General features: G+C 55.2%; 12 protein-coding genes. 5 read left to right on the top strand and 7 right to left on the bottom strand.

The genetic code is table 11. The features are described from left to right. Positions 1-43: 43 nt before the first annotated feature. Both rfbC and GGR27_RS19445 read right to left on the bottom strand, forming a co-directional pair. Positions 44-589 (bottom strand): dTDP-4-dehydrorhamnose 3,5-epimerase, encoded by a 546-nt coding sequence (rfbC, locus tag GGR27_RS19450; RefSeq protein WP_168040526.1) that lies wholly within the window; start codon positions 587-589, stop codon positions 44-46. Between the two features lie 20 nt (positions 590-609). Beyond that, positions 610-1185 (bottom strand): DinB family protein, encoded by a 576-nt coding sequence (locus GGR27_RS19445; RefSeq protein WP_168040524.1) that lies wholly within the window; start codon positions 1183-1185, stop codon positions 610-612. A 168-nt stretch (positions 1186-1353) separates the two neighbouring features. Here GGR27_RS19445 and GGR27_RS19440 point away from each other — a divergent pair, with 168 nt between their 5' ends. The 3 genes from GGR27_RS19440 (at position 1354) to GGR27_RS19430 (ending at position 6495) form a co-directional block, all read left to right on the top strand. Continuing rightward, positions 1354-2205, top strand: coding sequence for a LysM peptidoglycan-binding domain-containing protein (locus tag GGR27_RS19440; protein WP_168040522.1), 852 nt, complete (start codon positions 1354-1356; stop codon positions 2203-2205). A gap of 301 nt (positions 2206-2506) precedes the next feature. After that, positions 2507-3472, top strand: coding sequence for a serine hydrolase (locus GGR27_RS19435; protein ID WP_209038010.1), 966 nt, complete (start codon positions 2507-2509; stop codon positions 3470-3472). Positions 3473-3750: 278 nt separating this feature from the next. Continuing rightward, the gene (locus GGR27_RS19430; protein WP_168040520.1) at positions 3751-6495 is read left to right on the top strand and encodes an Npt1/Npt2 family nucleotide transporter; all 2745 of its coding nucleotides are present in this window, start codon (positions 3751-3753) and stop codon (positions 6493-6495) included. Between the two features lie 163 nt (positions 6496-6658). Here GGR27_RS19430 and GGR27_RS19425 read toward each other — a convergent pair whose 3' ends face one another. From GGR27_RS19425 to GGR27_RS19410, 4 genes are all read right to left on the bottom strand, one after another. Continuing rightward, positions 6659-8065 carry a purine-cytosine permease family protein gene (locus tag GGR27_RS19425; protein ID WP_168040518.1) on the bottom strand — a complete coding sequence of 469 codons (1407 nt, stop codon included), beginning with the start codon at positions 8063-8065 and terminating at the stop codon, positions 6659-6661. Between the two features lie 91 nt (positions 8066-8156). Continuing rightward, positions 8157-9557, bottom strand: a complete 1401-nt coding sequence (locus GGR27_RS19420; RefSeq protein ID WP_168040516.1) for an FGGY-family carbohydrate kinase — start codon at positions 9555-9557, stop codon at positions 8157-8159. A 141-nt stretch (positions 9558-9698) separates the two neighbouring features. Further along, positions 9699-10976, bottom strand: a complete 1278-nt coding sequence (locus GGR27_RS19415; RefSeq protein ID WP_168040515.1) for a sugar isomerase — start codon at positions 10974-10976, stop codon at positions 9699-9701. Between the two features lie 147 nt (positions 10977-11123). After that, on the bottom strand, positions 11124-13229 hold the full coding sequence (locus GGR27_RS19410; RefSeq protein WP_168040513.1) for a bifunctional aldolase/short-chain dehydrogenase: 2106 nt from the start codon (positions 13227-13229) through the stop codon (positions 11124-11126). Between the two features lie 505 nt (positions 13230-13734). On the opposite strand from GGR27_RS19410, the gene GGR27_RS19405 reads away from it, so the two are divergent. Together GGR27_RS19405 and GGR27_RS19400 are read left to right on the top strand one after the other, a co-directional pair. Continuing rightward, positions 13735-14781: a GntR family transcriptional regulator gene (locus tag GGR27_RS19405; protein ID WP_168040510.1), complete on the top strand. Its 1047-nt coding sequence runs from the start codon at positions 13735-13737 to the stop codon at positions 14779-14781. A gap of 105 nt (positions 14782-14886) precedes the next feature. Further along, positions 14887-16422, top strand: a complete 1536-nt coding sequence (locus GGR27_RS19400) for a BNR-4 repeat-containing protein (protein ID WP_168040507.1) — start codon at positions 14887-14889, stop codon at positions 16420-16422. A gap of 44 nt (positions 16423-16466) precedes the next feature. Here GGR27_RS19400 and GGR27_RS19395 read toward each other — a convergent pair whose 3' ends face one another. Next, a complete protein-coding gene (locus GGR27_RS19395; protein ID WP_168040505.1) occupies positions 16467-18626 on the bottom strand; it encodes a glycosyl hydrolase in 2160 nt (719 codons plus the stop codon). Between the last annotated feature and the right edge of the window lie 458 nt (positions 18627-19084).

Raw genomic sequence — 19084 nt, 5'->3', positions numbered from 1 at the left:
GTCGCCAGCTCGATCGAGCAGGTAAAGTGCTAGCGCAAAATTTCTAAATTTTCGCGCTCATCGCTAAGGCCGGCCATTCGAGGTCGCGTTTGGCCACGAGGTAGTCCACGTCCAAATCCGGCCACTCGACCCCGATGGCCGGGTCATCGTACCGCAGGCCCGCTTCAGTTTTGGGCGCGTAGTAATTGTCACATTTGTAGCTGAAAATCGCCGTTTCGGATAGCACCAGGTATCCGTGGGCGAATCCACGGGGCACGAAGAGTTGTTGCTGGTTCTCGGCGCTCAGCTCGCAGCCATACCATTCGTACAGGGTGGGGGAGCCGGGCCGCAGGTCCACGGCAACGTCGTACACCGAGCCCTGGATTACGCGGACTAATTTTGCCTGGGCGGCGTCGCCCGTCTGTCGGTGCAACGCCCGGAGTACGCCCTTTCCGGATTTTGCTTGGTTGTCCTGCACGAAGACGCTGTTGATACCGGCTTTTTTAAAGATATCGGCGTTGTAAGATTCAAAAAAATAGCCCCGGGCATCTTTAAATACGCGTGGTTGGAATAGCTGGAGACCCGCAATGGGTGTCGTGATAAATGGCATGTGTTAAAGTTGAGTGTGTGTTACCAGCCCCGGTAATTTGGGGGTTCGTGGCCTAGTATTCGGAGGTAGACGAGCGTCTGGGCGCGGTGGTGCGTAGCGTGATCCTGAAGGAGGTAAATGACCACGCGGCGGCTTTTCTCGCCCGCGAAAAAGTTTGGGGCCGGCTCGTTCCACCGGTGCTCGGCGAGTTCGCTGATGGCGTCCTTAGCGAAAGCGTAGGCGGTCGTGAGGGTCACGGAGAGGTCAGCGCGCGTAGCGGTGGGGCTCATCGTTTCGCGCCGGGCGGCAAGGTCAAAATCAACCGGGCTGTGGACGTACGTGCTGGTGAGGAAATAAATATTGGTGGCCAAGTGGTGGAATTGCTCCCTCAAAGTCATCTGGCCGGCGGTGGGGCGAAAGTCCAAATCGCCGTCCGTCGTCGCCAGCAACGTTTCTAGGGTATAGGCCAGTGAGTTATCCCATTTCGTCACCCATTCGGCCCGGGCCGGAAAGTCGGCTTCACTGACCAGCGCGGGAGTTGTAACTACCGCTGTTTCCTGGGCGCGGGCGCGGGAGCAGAGTAGCAACAAAATAGCGAGGGGAGCAAATCGGACCATAGCCGCGAAGATACCCCGGGCGGATTAAAAACGTTCGTCAGTCAACTGCTCGCAAACATTGCGCCCGTCCTTTGCTGGGTATGGTCGAGATAAACAATCTAACGCCGCCCGAAGGTGCTACCTTTGGTTTTGCTGCCCATCTCTACTGATCCCCAAATTCGCTACGTTTTGAAATACCCGTTAACGCTCATTCTGGTGGTTGCACTAGCTACCGTGGCCCAAGCTCAGTACACCGGTGATAGTCTTTATTTTCTTTTGCCCACGGATACGATGCTGTTGGAAGTTGATAAGTCATCCGGCAGTCTACTATTTCAACACCAAATCGCCCCCCGGCAAACCGTCTACGGCGCCGCAAAATTTTACGGCCTCAACGTAGAAGACTTTTACGTGATTAAACCTGACCTACGCGATAAATACGCCGTAGGCGATACGATCGAGGTGCCCATCCCCGCCAGCGTGATCAGGTGGGAGATTGCCGCCGACAGCCTAACGTGGTACGTTCCCGTCCGGTACCGGCTCCAGGCCGGTGAAACGTTGTTCGGCTTGGCAACCCGTCGGCTCGGTTGGCAGAGTGATGCTCCGTTACGGAAATTGAATCCCGACATCGACGTACAGCGCCTTAAACCAGGGACCATTTTAGACATCGGCTACATGTCCGTCGCGGGCCTCCCTCCCTCAGCAACCACTTATCAGGATGCGTACAGCATCCGCAACCGGGGTCTTAAGAAACTCTGGGACGCCAGGACTGCGGGGCGGAAAATGAAAGTAGAAAATGGGAAGGCGGCCTGGACAAAAAAGGGAGACCAGAACAAATTTATGGCCCTGCACCGTACCGCCCCCATCAACAGCATCATCGAACTGACTGACCCCCGGAGTAGACGGACGATTTACGCCCGCGTGATCGGGCGCATCCCGGAGCAGATATACCACCCAAAAATTATCGTGGTGGTCAGCCCACTCGTCGTCAAGACATTTGGCGTGAGGGACCGGGAGTTCTACGTCAGGACGAGCCATTTTTGAGCGATGCACGCTCGCGAGCGGTCTGCGTGCTGCTACCCACATAAGGCAGCCGTAGGACTTGTCGGTCACCCTGATCAGCGTAAAGAGCTCGTAACGTACTAATAATCACGACAATAGCCTCAGGGTCGTTTTCGAACCTTAACTAAATCGAGGATGTTCACCTGTGCGGCGCAATTATAAATACTAGTATCTTTGCCTTTACGTTAGCCATTACGTCTAGCTCGCCTTCCCTTTCATCATCACTCAGGTTTTCCGGGCTTCATTTCCGCACGGTTGCCGGGCGCGCCGAATTAACCTTTCTATGGCCAAGCACATTTTCTACGTTTTCCTGGTTGCCAGTTCCACGCTGATTATGAGCGTCAGTGAATACGAGCTTGACGAGTACTTAGTTGGTAATTTCCGGATGGAAGTCTTTTCGGATAATTACCCAGTTACCGACACGACCGACCTTGTGCGAACGACCGGCCGCAATTTGCGGTCTCTGAAGGATAGTGAGTTACAGAAGCAGCTGAAAACTCGTCTTCGCCAAAACCCCGTCTGGAAGCGGCTCATCGATCAGAAAAGACTGTCGGTGGGCATCGTGGACATGAGTGACCGCAGCCGCACGAAGTACGCTGCCGTCAACGGGCGCCACATGATGTACGCCGCTAGTCTTCCAAAGATAGCCGTGCTAGCCGCCGCCCACGACGCCATCGAGCGGGGAGAATTGGCGGAGTCCGCGGAGGTTAAAAAGGACATGCGCCTCATGATCGCCAAATCCAACAACGCCGCTACTACCCGGATGATCGACCGCGTCGGCTTCGAAAATATCGAGCGCACGATGACGGCTCCCGACCTCAAGTTATACGACCCCGCTTACGGTGGGGGACTCTGGGTGGGCAAGCGCTACGCAGCCGGCGGCCGTCGCTACCCCGACCCCATGAAAGGTATTAGCCACGCGGCCACCACCGAGCAAATTTGCCGGTATTTCTACAAATTAGCCAACGGTGAGCTCGTCAGCGCGGACGCCAGCCGCAAGATGCGCGGATACCTCGTCGACCCGGAGCTGCACCATAAGTTCGTCAGTGTCCTGGATCGTGTCGCCCCGAACGCTAAAGTGTACCGCAAGTCTGGCTCCTGGAGTACTTTTCACGCCGACGTAGCGATGGTGCAGGGACCGGACCGTAACTACATCATGACGGCGCTGGTGGATGATGCCGCGGGAGAATCGATCGTGCGGCAATTGGGGGCCGTACTGGACGACATGCTCAACGGGCAGGCGAAGTAGTGCTCCGATCGGCCTGGCTTCTTTTGTCCGCTACGCTTTAATTTTACCGGAAGAAGCTAAAGTCCTGACCGGCACCAGCGGGCGGCTTTGGCTTGCCGATAAGTACAAATTCAGCCGTACCTTGCTGACTCTCTCCCGCCGACAAAACTAGTTAGGTACTAGGTCTTGATCGCCGCTAAGCCAACGTCATCGTTTCCATTGCAAAGTTTTTCGGCCGCGTGTTTAGAATCCGCCCCGGTGAATGGGCTCCGGTGCTGTTGCTACAATTGCAAATTTTTTTGATCATTGCAGTACTCCTCATCACCAAACCGGTGGGAAGTGCCATCTTCGTCAGTCGTTTTGGTCCCGACGCACTGCCCTACGCTTACATACTGACGGCCGTGGCCGCCGCGATCATTTCTACCGGATATTCGCAGGCGGTCAAATATTTTAGCATCCTGCGGGTCAACTTGTGGAGTCTCGGGATTTGCATTACTGCTTTACTGGGCTGCGTCCTGCTAATTCCCCTGCGAAACACGGAAGATTTTGTCGCCGTTGCCCTCTACATCTGGGTGGCGTTGTTCGGCGTGCTGGCCGCTTCGCAGTTTTGGACGATGGCGAGTATGGTCTTTGACATCCGACAGGCCAAGCGACTGTTCGGGCCGATTGGTGCCGGAGCGATCGCGGGGGGGATCGCGGGCGGGTATCTCGCCAGTCTTTTTGCGGAGACGGTCGGTACCCGCGTCCTGCTGATTATTGCGGCACTAATGCTGATCCCGGTAATTTTGATCAGTTTGTTCGTTTGGCGCAGGTACATCCAGCGGGTGCCCGGGAGGCGGAGCGTTAAGGTGGCCCCAACTGAGCCACTGTCCGAGCGACCCCACCAATTAATCTTGCGATCGCGCCACCTGATGCTGCTGTGTGGAATCATTGCCCTGAGCGTGATCACCGCTAAATTGGTGGATTACCAATTTAGCGCACTTGCTTCGGCCCGCTACGCCGACCCGGCGCGCCTGACCGCGTTCTTTGGCTTCTGGTTCTCGACTTTCAACGTGATCGGGTTGCTGATTCAGTTGTTGTTGACCCAGCGCGTACTGCAACGATTGGGCGTAAGTGGCGCGCTGATGTTTCTGCCCGCCGGCCTGGGGCTTGGCGCATTCGTGATGTTATTCATCCCCACGCTGGGCACGGTCATCTTCAGCCGCTGCGTGGACGGTAGTCTCAAGCAAAGCCTCCACCGGGCTGGCGTCGAGATGCTCTACCTACCGGTCAATCTACGCATCAAGAACCGCATCAAAACTTACATTGACGTGCTGATCGACTCCGCGGCCGGTGGCCTCAGTGGATTTCTGCTGTTGTTTTTGATCGATTACGCCGGGGCGTCGCCGGGGCAAATCAGTATTCTCGTCTTAGTTCTTTCGTTGGCTTGGTTCGCTAGCGTACTCGCCGTTCGCGAAGAATACCTCGACGCCTTTCGTAACCAGTTGGCACACCTACGGCCGAAGCGTAGTAAACGTAAGTTGAACACCCGGCACGAAGAGGTGATGCAGGGATTTCTCAAAGTCCTAGAGGAAGGGGACCACTCCGCCGACGCGAAGCGACTGCTTTACGTCCTGGAACGCACGGAAAAAATGCAGGAAAATATTTTTCTGAAACCCACCGAGCGTCTGCTTTTTCATAAAGATCCGAACGTCCGCGCGCGGGCACTACACAACCTTTCTTACCGGGGGAAGAATGATATTTTCGATCTGGTGGTTTTCATGCTCGACGACAGAGAACTCGTCGTCAAAAAGGCAGCGCTGGAATACCTCATCAATAACCACTTGGAAAGTGCCGTGGAGGTAATTCAGCAACAGTTGAACCACGAAGACCCTGAAATAGCGGGCCTGGCGCTAATTGATTTACTCATCGAAACCAACGGTAACGAAGTGCTGCGGCGGCGGTGGCACCTACACGAAGTGTTCGCCGAGCGCGTGGCTGCATTGGACAAAATGCCCGGCGACCTGGCGTTCAAGTGGCGATTACACTTACTGGTGGCCGCTGGCCGTTCCGGGACAAACCTGGGGAATCGCTTCATCGCTAAAGAACTGCGCAGCCCGAACGAGGAGGTCATAAAAGTTGCCATCATTGCCGCAGGTGAAACACTGGCGGAGAGGTGGCTGCTGCCCCTAATTGACTTCCTTTCGGAAGCTCCCTACCGCAAACACGCCATGACGGCCCTGACGCAGTACGGCTCGAAACTGGTCAGGATCTTACCGCGCTACCTGCGCGACGGAGTCATCGACATCGAGGACCTCCGGCGGCTGCCCGCCGTCATCGAGGGCATCCGGGGCGAGCAAACCGTGTCGCTCTTATTCAGTATGATGGAGAAGTTTTTTCCGGCTGATTTGGAGTTGCGCCTGGAAGTGCTGCGTTCGCTCAACGCCCTCCGGCGCGACTTTCCCGAACTGCCCATGCCGCGCAAAAAGATCACGAAGTACATCCGTAAGGAATCAAGCCGCTATCAGCACGTGCTGGACTTGCTGGGTAATCAGTTAGCCATGGCGAAGACGCTGGGGGACGATATCACTAAAGGAAGGGAGGCACTAATCAAATTACTGCAGAAAAGGCGGGAGGGTAATCTAGACCGCATGTTTCGCCTGCTGGGCCTGTTTTACGCGCCGGCGGACATTATTCCCATTTACCGGGGGCTCAAAACGGCCACGCCGCCGGAGCGCGTAAGTGCCCTGGAGTTCCTGGATACTCTACTGGACAACTCCCTTAAACAGTCCATCATGCCACTCGTAGAATACGAGGTACGCTCGCGCGTAGAAACCGTCGTAACGACCGGGCTCTCGGAAGCGGAACTACGTGTTATGCAAAATTTGTATTTCTCGACCACGCTCAAGGGGACGGACCAGAAGCTGAAGGCAGCCGTCCTCTTCCTGCTGTGCTTCAGACCGGAGGACGATCTCGAATCACTCGTCAGAATGGCCACGAAAAGCTCCAACCCACGGGTGAAAAAAATGGCGGAGCAGGCGCTGGGGCGGTTGGTGGAAGTGTGAGCCATTAGCTCAGGGTCTAACCACGTAGGTAATCTTTGGATCGGTAAACACCATAAGCAAAAATGGGGAGCTACGCGGCTGCGTAACTCCCCATTCGAATAAACTTTGCACCTGCGACGCCTTGGCTAGTCCCGTACTTAGTCGGGGCGACCGCGCCAAAATTTTAGCCCCGCTGCATGCGCTTGCTGAATACTAAAAACAGCACCCCGCACAGCAACCAAGCCGGCAACGTAACGAAGCTCAGGAAAATATCGAACTGCCAGCTGAGGAAGTAAAACAACCCAAAACTGACCGCCCAGGCGTAGAGCACCGCCGGGTTAAATTTAATGCCCGCGACTTCCGCATAATTTTTCTTGATCCCCATCCGCTCGTGGAAGAAGTGCTCGAACACAATTATGGCACCGAACGGCGCCAGCACGAAGCCGTAGAGCGCGACAAAGCCGAGTAATTTCATGGCAAATGCCGGGAAAAGACCCGCTACCGTAGCCAGTGAACCCGCGATGATCGTTCCCCACACTGCGGGGCTTTTGGGGATTAGCGTTTGAAAGGCCAAGCCCGCGCGGTAAATGGTCGGGTTGGCGGTCGTCCAGCCAGCCAGCACAACGGCAATGATGCCAAACCAACCGATCGCGTTATACGCCAAGGGGCCGGGGGCTACCTCAATGTTGCCACTTGCTAACATATCCACGCCCGCGGGCGTCTTGAGGAAAGCAGCGAATAAAAGGGCGGCAGCAATCCAGGCCATGTAATGACCTACGTACATGCCGGCCGCGGTCGTCCAGCCGGAACTGGCATTTTTGGCGAAGCGGAAGACGGAGAGGTCGGACATCCCGACGTGCATAGCTGCGTTGGCAAACCAACTCCAGATCACGACGTGCCAGAACGTAAACTTGATCTGTCCGCCCATCGGCGCGCCACCTTCCCCCCAGATGTCCCAAAACTCTCCAAAACTGTTAACACCCAGCTGACCGAGCGCGACGAAGCCACAAACGATAAAAGCCAGGACAATGATGGGCGACATCCAGTTAGCCACTTTCGACACCGTATCGTAACCACGCGCCGCAATAACGGTCGTAACCGCGCCAACCGCCAGCACAATGAGCACGTAAGTAAGGCCGTTCGGGCCAACATCGTCCAGCGCGGGCATGTCCATGCCGAGGGGAATGCCGATGGCCGTAGAGGACACGGTAAACATCGACCCCGCTAAGAAACAGAAGAACACTCCGTTCGCAACGTTATAAAATTTGACTAGAGTAGAACCACTGATCTTTTCTAGTTGAAAATATAAGGTCAGGCGATTTTTCACCGCGATTTCAGCCGTCAAATATCTCCAGCTCAGTACCGCCAGTAAATTACCGATCAGCAAGCCAACGATAAGGTCGAAAGCACTGACGCCCGCCGTCAGGAAAAGCGGACCGATCATGAATTCCGTACCCGCCGCGTGTTCTCCGGCGTACATGCCCAAAAAACTTTTCCAGCCCTTCCAGTTGGACGACGGCACGGGTTCCCGTTCGAATTCACCGCCGGCGACGTCTTCTATCATCTGTTCTTCGGTCACATTCTGTAGCATGATGGTTTTTTAAAGGTTTGTTGAGTGAGGAGTAGCGTCGCTCTAATGAGGCGAGGCCGCGGGTGCCAGGTAAATTGGGTAGAGCCGTGCGTTATCCGGCCAGCCCGCTGGCTGGGAGGGAATCCTTGAGAATGAAGGGTTGGTGTTTTTTTAGGCCGTAATTCTCCTGTAGGAAGCGGGAATTCAGCGCTTTGTCGGAAATACAGATCGCCGCACCCAGCGCGGAGCCGAGGGAGGAGTCCGTTGTTCTGACTTTAAGTTTCCGGAAATGATGGGTAAGCACGCTCAGGTAGACGTCGTTGTCGCTAAAGCCACCGTCGACGAATAATTTTTTTACCGAAACATCCCCCATGGCCCCCTGAATGTTGGCGACCTGTAGTCGGGTGAGCTCGACCATCAGGTGGTGATAGGCGTGCTGATAAGTCACTCCGTCGGGAATTAGTGTCTTCTCAGCACCGACGCCTCCCAGTTGCGCGAAGTGAAACCAGGGTTGAAAGTTCTTCACGATCTTCCGATAAGTTGCCAAGTCAAACCGGACGGACTCGTGGTGGCGTTCGTCCACGTCAAAATGCTTCGCTAAATAAGTCGTCTGATCTTTGTACTCTTCCCCCAGAAAGAGCCGGGCTGCCTTGACGGGCTTGCCATCGATGCGCATGTAATTGATGCATTGATCCTTGAGGTCGTCTTCCACCAGCGCGCCGGCCGCAAATGGATTGAGGCTCACGCTCCACGTGCCAGTGCTGACTAGTATGAAGGGTTTTCTTTGGCTACGGATATACGGAAGCAAGGCAGCGGAGCTATCGTGGATGCCCACACCGATCTTCACTCGCTTTCCATTGTAGTTCATGTTGATGCTCGTTTCCGTAGAAACGATCGGCGGGAAGACGCGCTGTAGCTGCTCAGCGTAAACCCAGTCGTGATAATCTTTTTTGGTATAATCCCACAGTGCCGTGTGGCAGCCGATGCTAGTGTACTCACTGATCGGGACGCCGGTGAAAACGTAACTAAGAAATTGGGGTAGGTGTAAGGAATACTTGATCCGGGCAAATACCTCCGGTTTGGTGTGCTTAAGCCAGTAGAGTTGCATTCCGGAATTCAGCATCCCGGCGTTGTTGCTACCGGTATCGATCGTAAACGACTTCTCCGGACCGTATTTTTCGTAGAAACCGGCGACCAAATCGTCCGGCAGGGGTTTGTTGTAATTGTACAGGGGGGTCAGTACTTCCCCATCCGCATCGAGGTGTACGAAACTGGCCCCGTAGCTAGAGAAATTAATGGCTGCCACGTTGAATTCTTCCGCTTCCAGGATGCGGTGAAAAACTTCCCGTAACCATTTTTGTAAGGCCTGGATATCTTCCGTCGGAAAGCCATCCTCATCCTCGATCATATCAAAGGAAACGTACTCCCGGTGCACCTCCCGAAAGTTTTCGTCAAAGAGGAAAAACTTCTTGTTGGTGCGGCCGATATCGAATACCGCGGTTACTTCTTGCATGCCTGTTGGCTTTGGCCGACTTTAAAATGATACCTGCGCGGAACACAAAGCTTACTGAACCGGGTACGTGATGGATACGTGGCTAAGCAGCAGTGTTTGTGCTCCGCGCGACGGCTGTATGATCCGTTGCGAAAGACAACATTAGAGGCCAGTAGCCACGGTGTGCTTACCACGCTCACCAATTAATCCTTCGCGCACCTTCAAACTCCGGTAGGCTTCGATGGGGTTGAGCGCACCGCCGCCGTTCAGTCGAGCTTTCTGGAGAAGGGGCCGAACGTCCGTCCGGTAAGCGCCCTGCAGAATTTCCTGACACTTAACCACGTCGTGATTCAGCTGCGCGGCTTCGAGTGCTTTTTGGTCAATAAGGAGTGCTTTCGCGTAGGCTTCCTGAATGGCTTCCAGGCTCTGTAAAAGGTCTTCCAGTGGGTCCTTAATGTTGTGGCTGGCGTCGATCATCCAGGCAAGGTCCGGGTTTTGCGGGTTGTTCGCCATGCCGTAGACCAGTTCGTTGAAGATCAGGAACAGGGCGTAGGGCTTGATGCTGCCGACGGTCAGGTCGTCGTCGCCGTACTTGCTGTCGTTGAAGTGGAAGCCACCGAGTTTGCCCTTGCTCATTAAGGTAGCGACGACTTGCTCGATGTTAGAATTCGGGAGATGGTGGCCTAAATCTACGAGCGTATAGGCGCGGTCGCCACAAGCATTGGCGAGCATGAAACTCGTACCCCAGTCCATGATGACCGTGCTGTAGAAGTTAGGTTCGTAGGGCTTGTACTCGATGAGTAGACTCCAATCTTGAGGAAGCTCCCCGTAAATTTCTTTACAGCTTTTTTCCGTCTGGCTCAACGCCTTCTGGAAGCTGCGTTGTCCGGGAAAACTCGTTCCGTCGGCGAGCCAGATGGTGAGGGTTTTCGAACCGAGCTTTTCGCCGATGCGGACGACTTCGTTGTTGTGCGCCACGGCCTGGGCGCGGATAGCCTCGTCGGAATTCGCGAGGGAGCCGTGCTTGTAACTGTGCTTGGTACCGGGTTGGTCCTGGAAGGTATTGGAATTAATGGCGTCGAAAACGATACCGTTTTGGTCGGCGATTTGCTTGACGGCGGCGTAGTCGGTCGGGGTGTCCCAGGGAATGTGGAGGGAAACGGCTCCGGCGGTTTGCGTAAGCGCGTGGAGGATACCGACGTCACCAATCTTTTGCTCCAGGTTGCCCGGTTCGCCGTGAAAAGAGAAGCGGCCGAAACGCGTTCCCCCCGCACCGAGCGCCCAACTGGGAATAGCAACTTGGAAGTCGGCTACTTTCTGGACCAATGCATCTACGTCAACCCCCTGGTCGATTAGCTTTTGGCTGAGGTAGTAATAGTCGGCTTGGTGGCCTTTCAGGTTGCCGTTAGCGTCGGCTATATGTTGTTTGGTAAGTTGCATGATGTGGGTAGTGTGGGTATAGAAAAATGCGCGGTCGCGGGTGCCGGGTCAATCGGGATAGAGCAGAATAATGGGCATTAATCCCGTCCACTTTGCTGTTTCACCAATCTACCCGGCACCCGCGGCCGCGCAACAGAAAACTTAAATTTACCGAACGAAAGCCGTAGCCATGCCACCGTCAACATTAATGATGTTACCGGTCGTTTTGGTCAGTACGCCCACGCAAGCGAAGACACCATCGGCGATATCCTCCGGACGAATGATCTCGTTGAGCAAATTCCGCTTGGCGTAGTGCGCCGGAAGCTCGTCCACCGTGATGCCGTAAGCCTTGGCCCGGCCTTCCGCCCATGCGCCTTCCCAGATCTTGGAGCCGATGATGACGCCGTCGGGGTTGACGGTATTGACGCGGATGTGGTCTTTGCCCAACTCGGCGGCCAGGAGACGTGCCATGTGCTGCTGCGCTGCTTTGGCCGTTCCGTAGGCTACGTTATTAGGACCGGAAACCAGTCCGTTTTTGGAAGCGATGGAGATGAAATCACCCCCCGTGCCCTGCTTACGCATGGTCTCAACGGATGCTTGAGCTAATTGGAATTGACCCTTTACGAGAACGTTCTGGAGAATATCCCAATCCTTCTCGGTGTGGTCCTCCAGTGGCTTGGAAATCGCTAAGCCGGCGGAGTGAACGACAATGTCGACACCCCCGAAAGCAAGTGCCGCCGCGTCGAGCGCACCCTCGATGGAGGCCATGTCAGTCACGTCGCAAACGGCGTAAGTTGACTGGTCGCGACCGTACGTAGCGTGCGCTTCTTCCAGGGAAGCCTTGTTGATGTCGGAAAGCACCACGACGGCACCTTCGGCCACGAGTTTGTCGGCAATGGCCTTACCGATGCCACCGCCGGCACCGGTGACGAGGGCCACTTTACGGCTGAGCGGTTGTTCTTTCGGCTGACGCTGTAGCTTGGCTTCTTCGAGTAACCAGTATTCGATGTCGAAAGCTTCCTGGCGGGGTAGGGAAGTGTATTCCGTGATCGCCTCGGCACCCCGCATCACGTTGATGGCGTTGATGTAGAATTCGCTGGCGACGCGGGAGGTCTGCTTGTTTTTAGCGAAGCTGAACAGACCGACGCCCGGGTAGAGAATAATGACCGGGTTCGGATCCCGCTCGGCGGGGCTGTTGGCGCGTTTGTGCTTTTCGTAGTACTGGTGGTAACCTTCGCGGTATTTGGCGAAAGCGCCTTCCAGTTTGGCGAGGATGACCTCGCGGTCGCTAAGATCTTCCTGGGGGTCGAGCTCCAGCACGAGGGGCTGAATCTTGGTGCGCAGGAAGTGGTCCGGGCAGCTCGTACCCATGGGGGCGAGACGCTGGAGGTCGTAGCTATTGATGAACTGGAGTACCTTATCGGTATCCTGAAACGTACCCACCTGGCGGGCGTGGCTGGAGGTCAGACCACGGAGGAGTGGCATGAGCTTGGCCGCCTGGTTCTTGCGGGCTTCGGGAGAAAGTGATTTGACTTTTTCGCCACCGAATACTTTGTCGCCCTGCTCGGCAACGCGCTTTTCGATGTATTCGGAGGCCATTTCGATGACTTCCAAACTGTTGATGTAACTTTCGTAGCTCGTATCACCCCACGTGAACAAACCATGGCTGCCGAGGACGATGCCGCGAATGCCGGGGTTTTCGGCCAGGCAACGTTCTAGTTGGAGACCTAGATCGAAACCGGGGCGCTGCCAGGGCACCCAACCCATGGTGTCTCCCCAGATATCCTTCGTGACTTGCTCGCTGTCCTTTGCGGCGGCCACGGCGATGAGGGCATCGGGGTGGAGGTGGTCGATGTGCTTGAAGGGGAGTAAGCCGTGCAGGGGCGTATCGATGGAGGGGGCTTTGCTGTCGAGGTCGTAGATGCAGTGCTGGAACAAGCCGACCATGCGGTCTTCATCTTCGAGGCCGCCGTACACACTTTTGAGCGCGCGCAAACGCCCGGTGTAGAGCCCGGCGATGCCGGACCGCTTGAGGGTGCCGATGTCACCACCGGAGCCTTTTACCCACATCACTTCGACTTCTTCTCCGGTGAGGGGGTCTTTCTCGATGGTCTTGCAACTGGTGTTGCCGCCACCGTAATTGGTGATGCGAAGGTCGGCACCGAGGATGTTAGAACGGTAGAGGAACAGGGCGACCTGGTCGTCCCCCAAGGAAGTGGCGTGGGCGTCGTCCCAGAGATAATCGACGTGGTTGAAGGTTTTCGTAAGGGTCATGTTGATGAGTAGACTTAAGGTTTCGATGATTTGGATGCGTGGCCAAGTTAGAATATTGTTCCGCTAAAAAGTGTCCTGTACCGTCCCGGATGGGGTGAACCGGGCGCGCGGCAATATTTTTGTATTGTTCACGCAATAGCGGCGTAAGATTAGGGGATTTGAATCAAGATGCGGTATTTTACGCCGATGAGCGTTGTTCACTTTGTTAAGAGCATGATGGGACTCTAGCTTCCGGCCTTGTTTTGGTCACTTTTGCGGTGGTCTTCGTTAGCAAAATCCTCATTTAGCTACGGCTAAACTCCGGTTTTGCTGCCTTAACCATCACAAAACTGTCTCACCACGCAGTAGCAGCGTAGCTAAAACCGGCCAGGAACCCACCCCGAAGGAGCAGCGTAGCTAAAGTCCCAACACGCTCTTAGTGATTGAAACTCACCCGATGCAAAACTTTACCTGACGATTTGGCTCCCTTTAGCCCGTCTTAATTAAACCGTTCACGCACCTCACTATGCGGATATTTGAATACATCACGATTGACCCCAATTCCCGTAAGCCGAAGTACCGCCAAATTGTCGATTGCATCGTCGAAAACATCGGGGCGGGCAACATCATGGTTGACGAAAAAATACCTTCCATCAACTCGCTCAGCGAGCGGTTCATCCTTTCCCGCGACACCGTGGAAAAGGCGTACAACATCCTCAAGAAGCGGAATATCATCACCCCGGTAAAGGGTAAAGGATTCTACGTTACGGACGTCCCCCTCAAAAAGGGCAACCGCATACTCTTTCTCATCAATAAGCTCAGCGCTTATAAGATGAGGATCTATAATTCCTTCGTGAGTAGCGTGGGCCCCGACGTGCAGACGGACCTGGATATCTACCACTGTGACGAATCGTTGTTCCTAGCGCTACTCGAACGGGATCAGCACGGTTACGACTACTTTGTCATCATGCCGCACTTTAAAACGGACGAGCTGCGGCACACCAGCACTACGGACAAAGTGACGCGCTTGCTGCGTTCCATTCCGGATAACAAGCTCGTAATTCTCGATAACCACCTCAGCGAGTTAGCCGGTGATTTCGCGGAAGTTTATCAGGACTTTGAAATGGATATTTACGAGGCGTTGAAGCAGGGCGAATCCAAGATTCAGCAGTACGAAAAGGCCGTTCTGGGTTTTCCCTCCCGCTCCGTGTATCCTTACCCGCGGCGAATCCTCCGGGGCTTTCGTCACTTCTGCGTCGAAGCAAAGATCTCTTTCGAAGTAATCGACAAAATTGAAGAAGACCACCCCCTCGAAGCCGGTACGCTCTACCTCACCATCCCGGAGGAAGATTTGGTTAATCTCGTTAAAGCTGCCCGCGATCAGGGCCTTACCCCGGGCAAAGACATCGGAATAATTTCCTACAACGAGACGCCCCTGAAGGACCTACTTGGCATCACGACCATCTCGACAAATTTTGATCAAATGGGCCGAACCAGCGCCCGGCTGATTACGGAAAAGAAACGCGATAAGATTAAAAACCCCTTCGTGCTTACCAATCGTGACTCGCTCTGAGTAAAGGAATTAGCTTCGTTCTATTAACCCTAATTGTTGGGAGCTAGCAAAAACTTGTACCGCCGGTAATACTCGGTTAGGCGGTCCTTAGCCTTACATTTAGCCATGACAAAGCTCAACCAACTTATCGGCGTATTCTTGCTCGGCGCCTGTTTTTCTGCGTGCTCGCCGTCCGTCAGTCAGGTGCAAAGCGGCCCGGAGGAAAAGCTAGCCGACTCGACCGGGACCCAAAACGAGCTCGTCGCGCTCGATCAACTCGTGACTTCTCACAGCGACGTATTTCAGCTCTCCGACCAGGACCGGCCAGGCTCCTGGTGTTGGTTTCAGGACCAACGGGCCGTGGTGGACGTCAACGGCGTTGACGGGCCGACCCTGCTGACCGGCGTGGTCACTTACGCGCCCGAGGGCGACGATAAGCGGGGGGACATTGACCTCTACTGGGCGAGCCTGAACTCAGAAATAAAGGGTGACCCGATCAAAGAAAGGGGGCGATTCGAATTAGATGATCAGTTGCAAATGGACGATCACGCATCTCCTTCATTTCTCATTTTGCCCGGTGGCGGGTACCTGGTTAATTGGTCGAAGCATGGGAACGACAAATACCTACGGACCAGATTATCCACCTCACCGGGTGATCCAACCTCCTGGGAAGAGACCATCCGTACGGAACCGACCGGCACGGGTATCACCTACACGAATCCTTATTACCTCACGTCGCTAAAGGACGGTCGGCCCGGTATTTTTAATGGCGTGCGCTCCCGCGGTTTCGACTCTAACTGGATCTTCTCCGAGGATTTGGGCCGTACCTGGACCTACGGCGGACAAACGGTAGACGCCAAAGACGCCTGGCCGGACGATCGGGAAGGCGGGCGGGCCTACGTCAAGTACGCGGGCGACGGTAAATCAAAAATTCACCTGTTCTCCACCGACGACCACCCGCGGGTTAATTTCAACCCCAGCCACACGGCACCCGGCACCGGCCTAAATTCTCTCTACCACGCTTACTTAGAAAACGGGCAGCTTTTCCGCAGCGACGGCACCGTTATCGACGAAGATATTTACGACGATAACGCCGTGCCACCCACCGACATGACCGTCCTGCTTCAGGACGGAACCGTCGTGATGGGTGACTCCATGCGCCGGGGCTGGATCACCGACATCAAGGTCGACCCCGCCGGTAATCCGTTCGGCATCATCCAGTTTCGGGCCAACGACGATGCGGACGACCACCGCTACTTCTACGCCCGGCACGACGGCCGGGAATGGCACGTCAACTTCCTCGCGTACGCCGGTGATTACATTGGTGACCCAAACGAAAACGATTATACTGGTCTGGCCTCCGTCGACGCGGCTAACCCCAATACCGTTTTCGTGTCCACCAGCAGCCACCCGGTAACCGGGGAGCACCTCATCAGCACCGCCGACGGAAAGCGGCACCAGGAAATCTACGTAGGCCGGACCACCGACCTGGGTAAGACCTGGCGGTGGGCCGCCGTCACGGAAAACTCCGTGGACGACAACATTAGACCGGTCGTTCCGGCCTGGCGGGAAGGCACTAGCCTGGTCTTGTGGATGCGCGGTGATTTCCCTACGTACAGAAGGTACAGCACCGACGTAATCGGGCAAGTTTTTGCGTACTGAGCGGCCGACAACCGCGAGCAAATCATCGCTGGGCGGCTCGGTGGTTATTTACTGACGTCTTCGGTGAGGTAAAATACGGACCGCACCGGAGCTAGCGTTAGCTGGAATCGGGTGTAGACCGCCCCTTCTCTATTTACAAATTCGGACTTTACCGGCCCGGAAACCTTTCCGGTGTGCGGGTCCCACTGACGGAGTACGTGCGCTCCCTTTACCGACACTTCCGACGTAACTCGTTCGTCACTGGAGTTGGAAAAGTAGTAGACATCACGACCATCCTTGACCTTGTGGATGTAAGAGAACTTACCAATTTTCGGGACCGGCCGGGGTGGGGTAGTCACGATTACGTCGGGTGTGGGTGCAAGCCGGTTTAACGCTTTGGCTAGTATGTCCTGGTCAGGGTTCGGTAGAAATAAAGCATGTCCACCCGCATCATTCTTATTGTCGCCCATCGGTACGTTCGCGGAGCCAGGGACGACACCGAATATTTCCCGTACGAGGTTGACCACCGTAGTGTCCTTGCCTTTTTCGGAAGATTTCCAGGGCAACTGAGTGGTAGCAATCACGGTACCACCCTGCACGTAAAAGTCCCTGAGTTTACCAAGCGTAGCGGCGGAAATCACTTTGCCTCCGGTCAGCATCATGACGTCGTAGCTTTGAAAATTCTCTTCGTTCTTCAGGTGCACTTTTCCGTCGGATAGAACATACTTGTCCTCCAGAAAATACTCAGGGTGGACGAACGTGAAGTCGCGGTGCAGCGCGTTGGTTAGCCAGCCGCTGATGGTCTGGTAATCGGTTTCGGGGGCCACGAAGAAACCCTGGCGGGGGTTGTCCTCGTCCTCAAAGCGGTACCAACCCGCCAGGCTTTCGAAAGGGTACAGCACACCGATGTTCGCCACGCGGCGACCTCCCTGGAGGAGTTGGCAACCGCGGCCGACGAACTCGGAGTAAGCCGGCAGCGCGGCGGCGATCTTTTCGTTGTACGGAGAGACCAGGGGTGAAATGTAGATCTCGTTCGGGTTGTAATTGTACCAAAGCCCGTGTGGAACCACGCGGTTAACGCCCCGTACGAACAAGTCCATCATCTCGCGGTAGAGCATTAACGAATCAAAGCTATCGCCCGGGAAAGCTCCGTAGATTTCCGTGGCCACCACGGGGCGGTCGTAGAAATCCGCTGCGGAGCTAATGAGTTTGTGGCCATCCTGACCAAATTGATAGCGAATGATGGCATCCGTTAGCGGGATGGCCGTGTGGCGGAAGAACTTAAAAATGTCGCCGTTCATGTCGATCGGCGTCGGGTCGTAGTTGCCCGGTGGGTGGCCGGTGTCTTCGATGCCGTGCGCTTTGGCCCACTCGCCAACTAGTTTTGGGAATCCTTCGGCGAGTAATTCGGCCCGTGTCAGGAAGAAGGCGTGGCGGGCGGATTCCGTTTCCGGGCCAATGTCGTACCAGAGGGCGGGGTAGAGGTTGTGCGGCTCGTAGCCGTTCAGGCGCGTAAAGGCATCGTCGAAGCTCGGCGTCCAGGTGCGTGGGTGGCGCCAGAAACCTACGTCATCGAAAAAGGATACTTTGATGGTGTTGCCAAAGTACTCCGGGAAGCGGGCGTAGTAGCGCTCGTACGTTTCGTTGATGAAGTGACGAACGGCGACCGTATCCATAAAGTCCATCACGAGGTATTTCTTGTGGAAACTGTCTCTGCGCATCACGAAATACATCAGTTTCCAGGCTCCCGCGGGGGGCATCCACGCCAACCGCCCGGCGTTCATTTGGGGGCGGAGGTCGATTATCTCTTTGGTGACGGAGTCCATGGCAACGACGGACAGTAGCTTACCCTCCGGCGGCGCTTCGTTGACCTTGGTTCCGGTTTGCAGCGCGCGCTCGACGAGGTCCAGCCTTTTGATGGTGTGTTCGGGATATTTGCTTTCCATCTTGCCGCCGGCCATGCCGCTGGGGAAGTCGATGTCATCGTAGAGGATGACTTCCATGTCCAGTTCCCGGGCGGTCGTGAGTACGTGCTGAAATTGTTCGAAGTAGTCTTCGGACAGGAACTCGGGTAGCGTACCGAATTTTGGGTCACCGTTCGTTTTTACCCCGTCGTTAAGGGGGAGTACGCTGATGCCCGAGAAGCCAGCGAGCTCCTTGGCGTCGCGCATTTGCTTTTCGATGCCTTCGTGCGTGAGCTCTCCGTTGATGTGCCAAAAGGGCATCGGTTTGAACGCCCCGTCCGGGTTTGCAAAGCTCCGCTCGGAAATGCCATTAATTGCAATCGATTGCTCCCCGCAGTTTGTAAGCAACGTACTGAAGCCTATTAAAATTAAATAGCTGACAATAAGGGAGTAATTGTGTCTGGTCGAGTGTGGTGACATACGGGCGTGGCGTTTGCGTTGGTGTAGATTGAATATTGAATGTACAACCAAAACTCCCGTATCACGGAGCGATCAGTGTTTACCCAACCATCGGCGCCAGAAACTCGTCGCGGTAGTACGTACCGCTCGTTATTGGTTGTGCAGTACTGTACCGTCGGGTTCGATCATCAGCACTGCTCAGGCACTATTATACTATGTTTGCCGGTCCTGCGGGGACCTCCAGACCGCTGCACGCAGGTCAAAGTCAGGGTCAACGACCACACTACTGGACATTTTCAAATCGGACGCTTGGAGGACTC

It is taken from the genome of Neolewinella antarctica, from assembly GCF_011927835.1.
Classification (GTDB): Bacteria; Bacteroidota; Bacteroidia; order Chitinophagales; family Saprospiraceae; genus Neolewinella; species Neolewinella antarctica.
The sequence above is the reverse complement of the archived record's forward strand: the minus strand, read 5'-3'. Positions and strand labels throughout refer to the sequence as shown.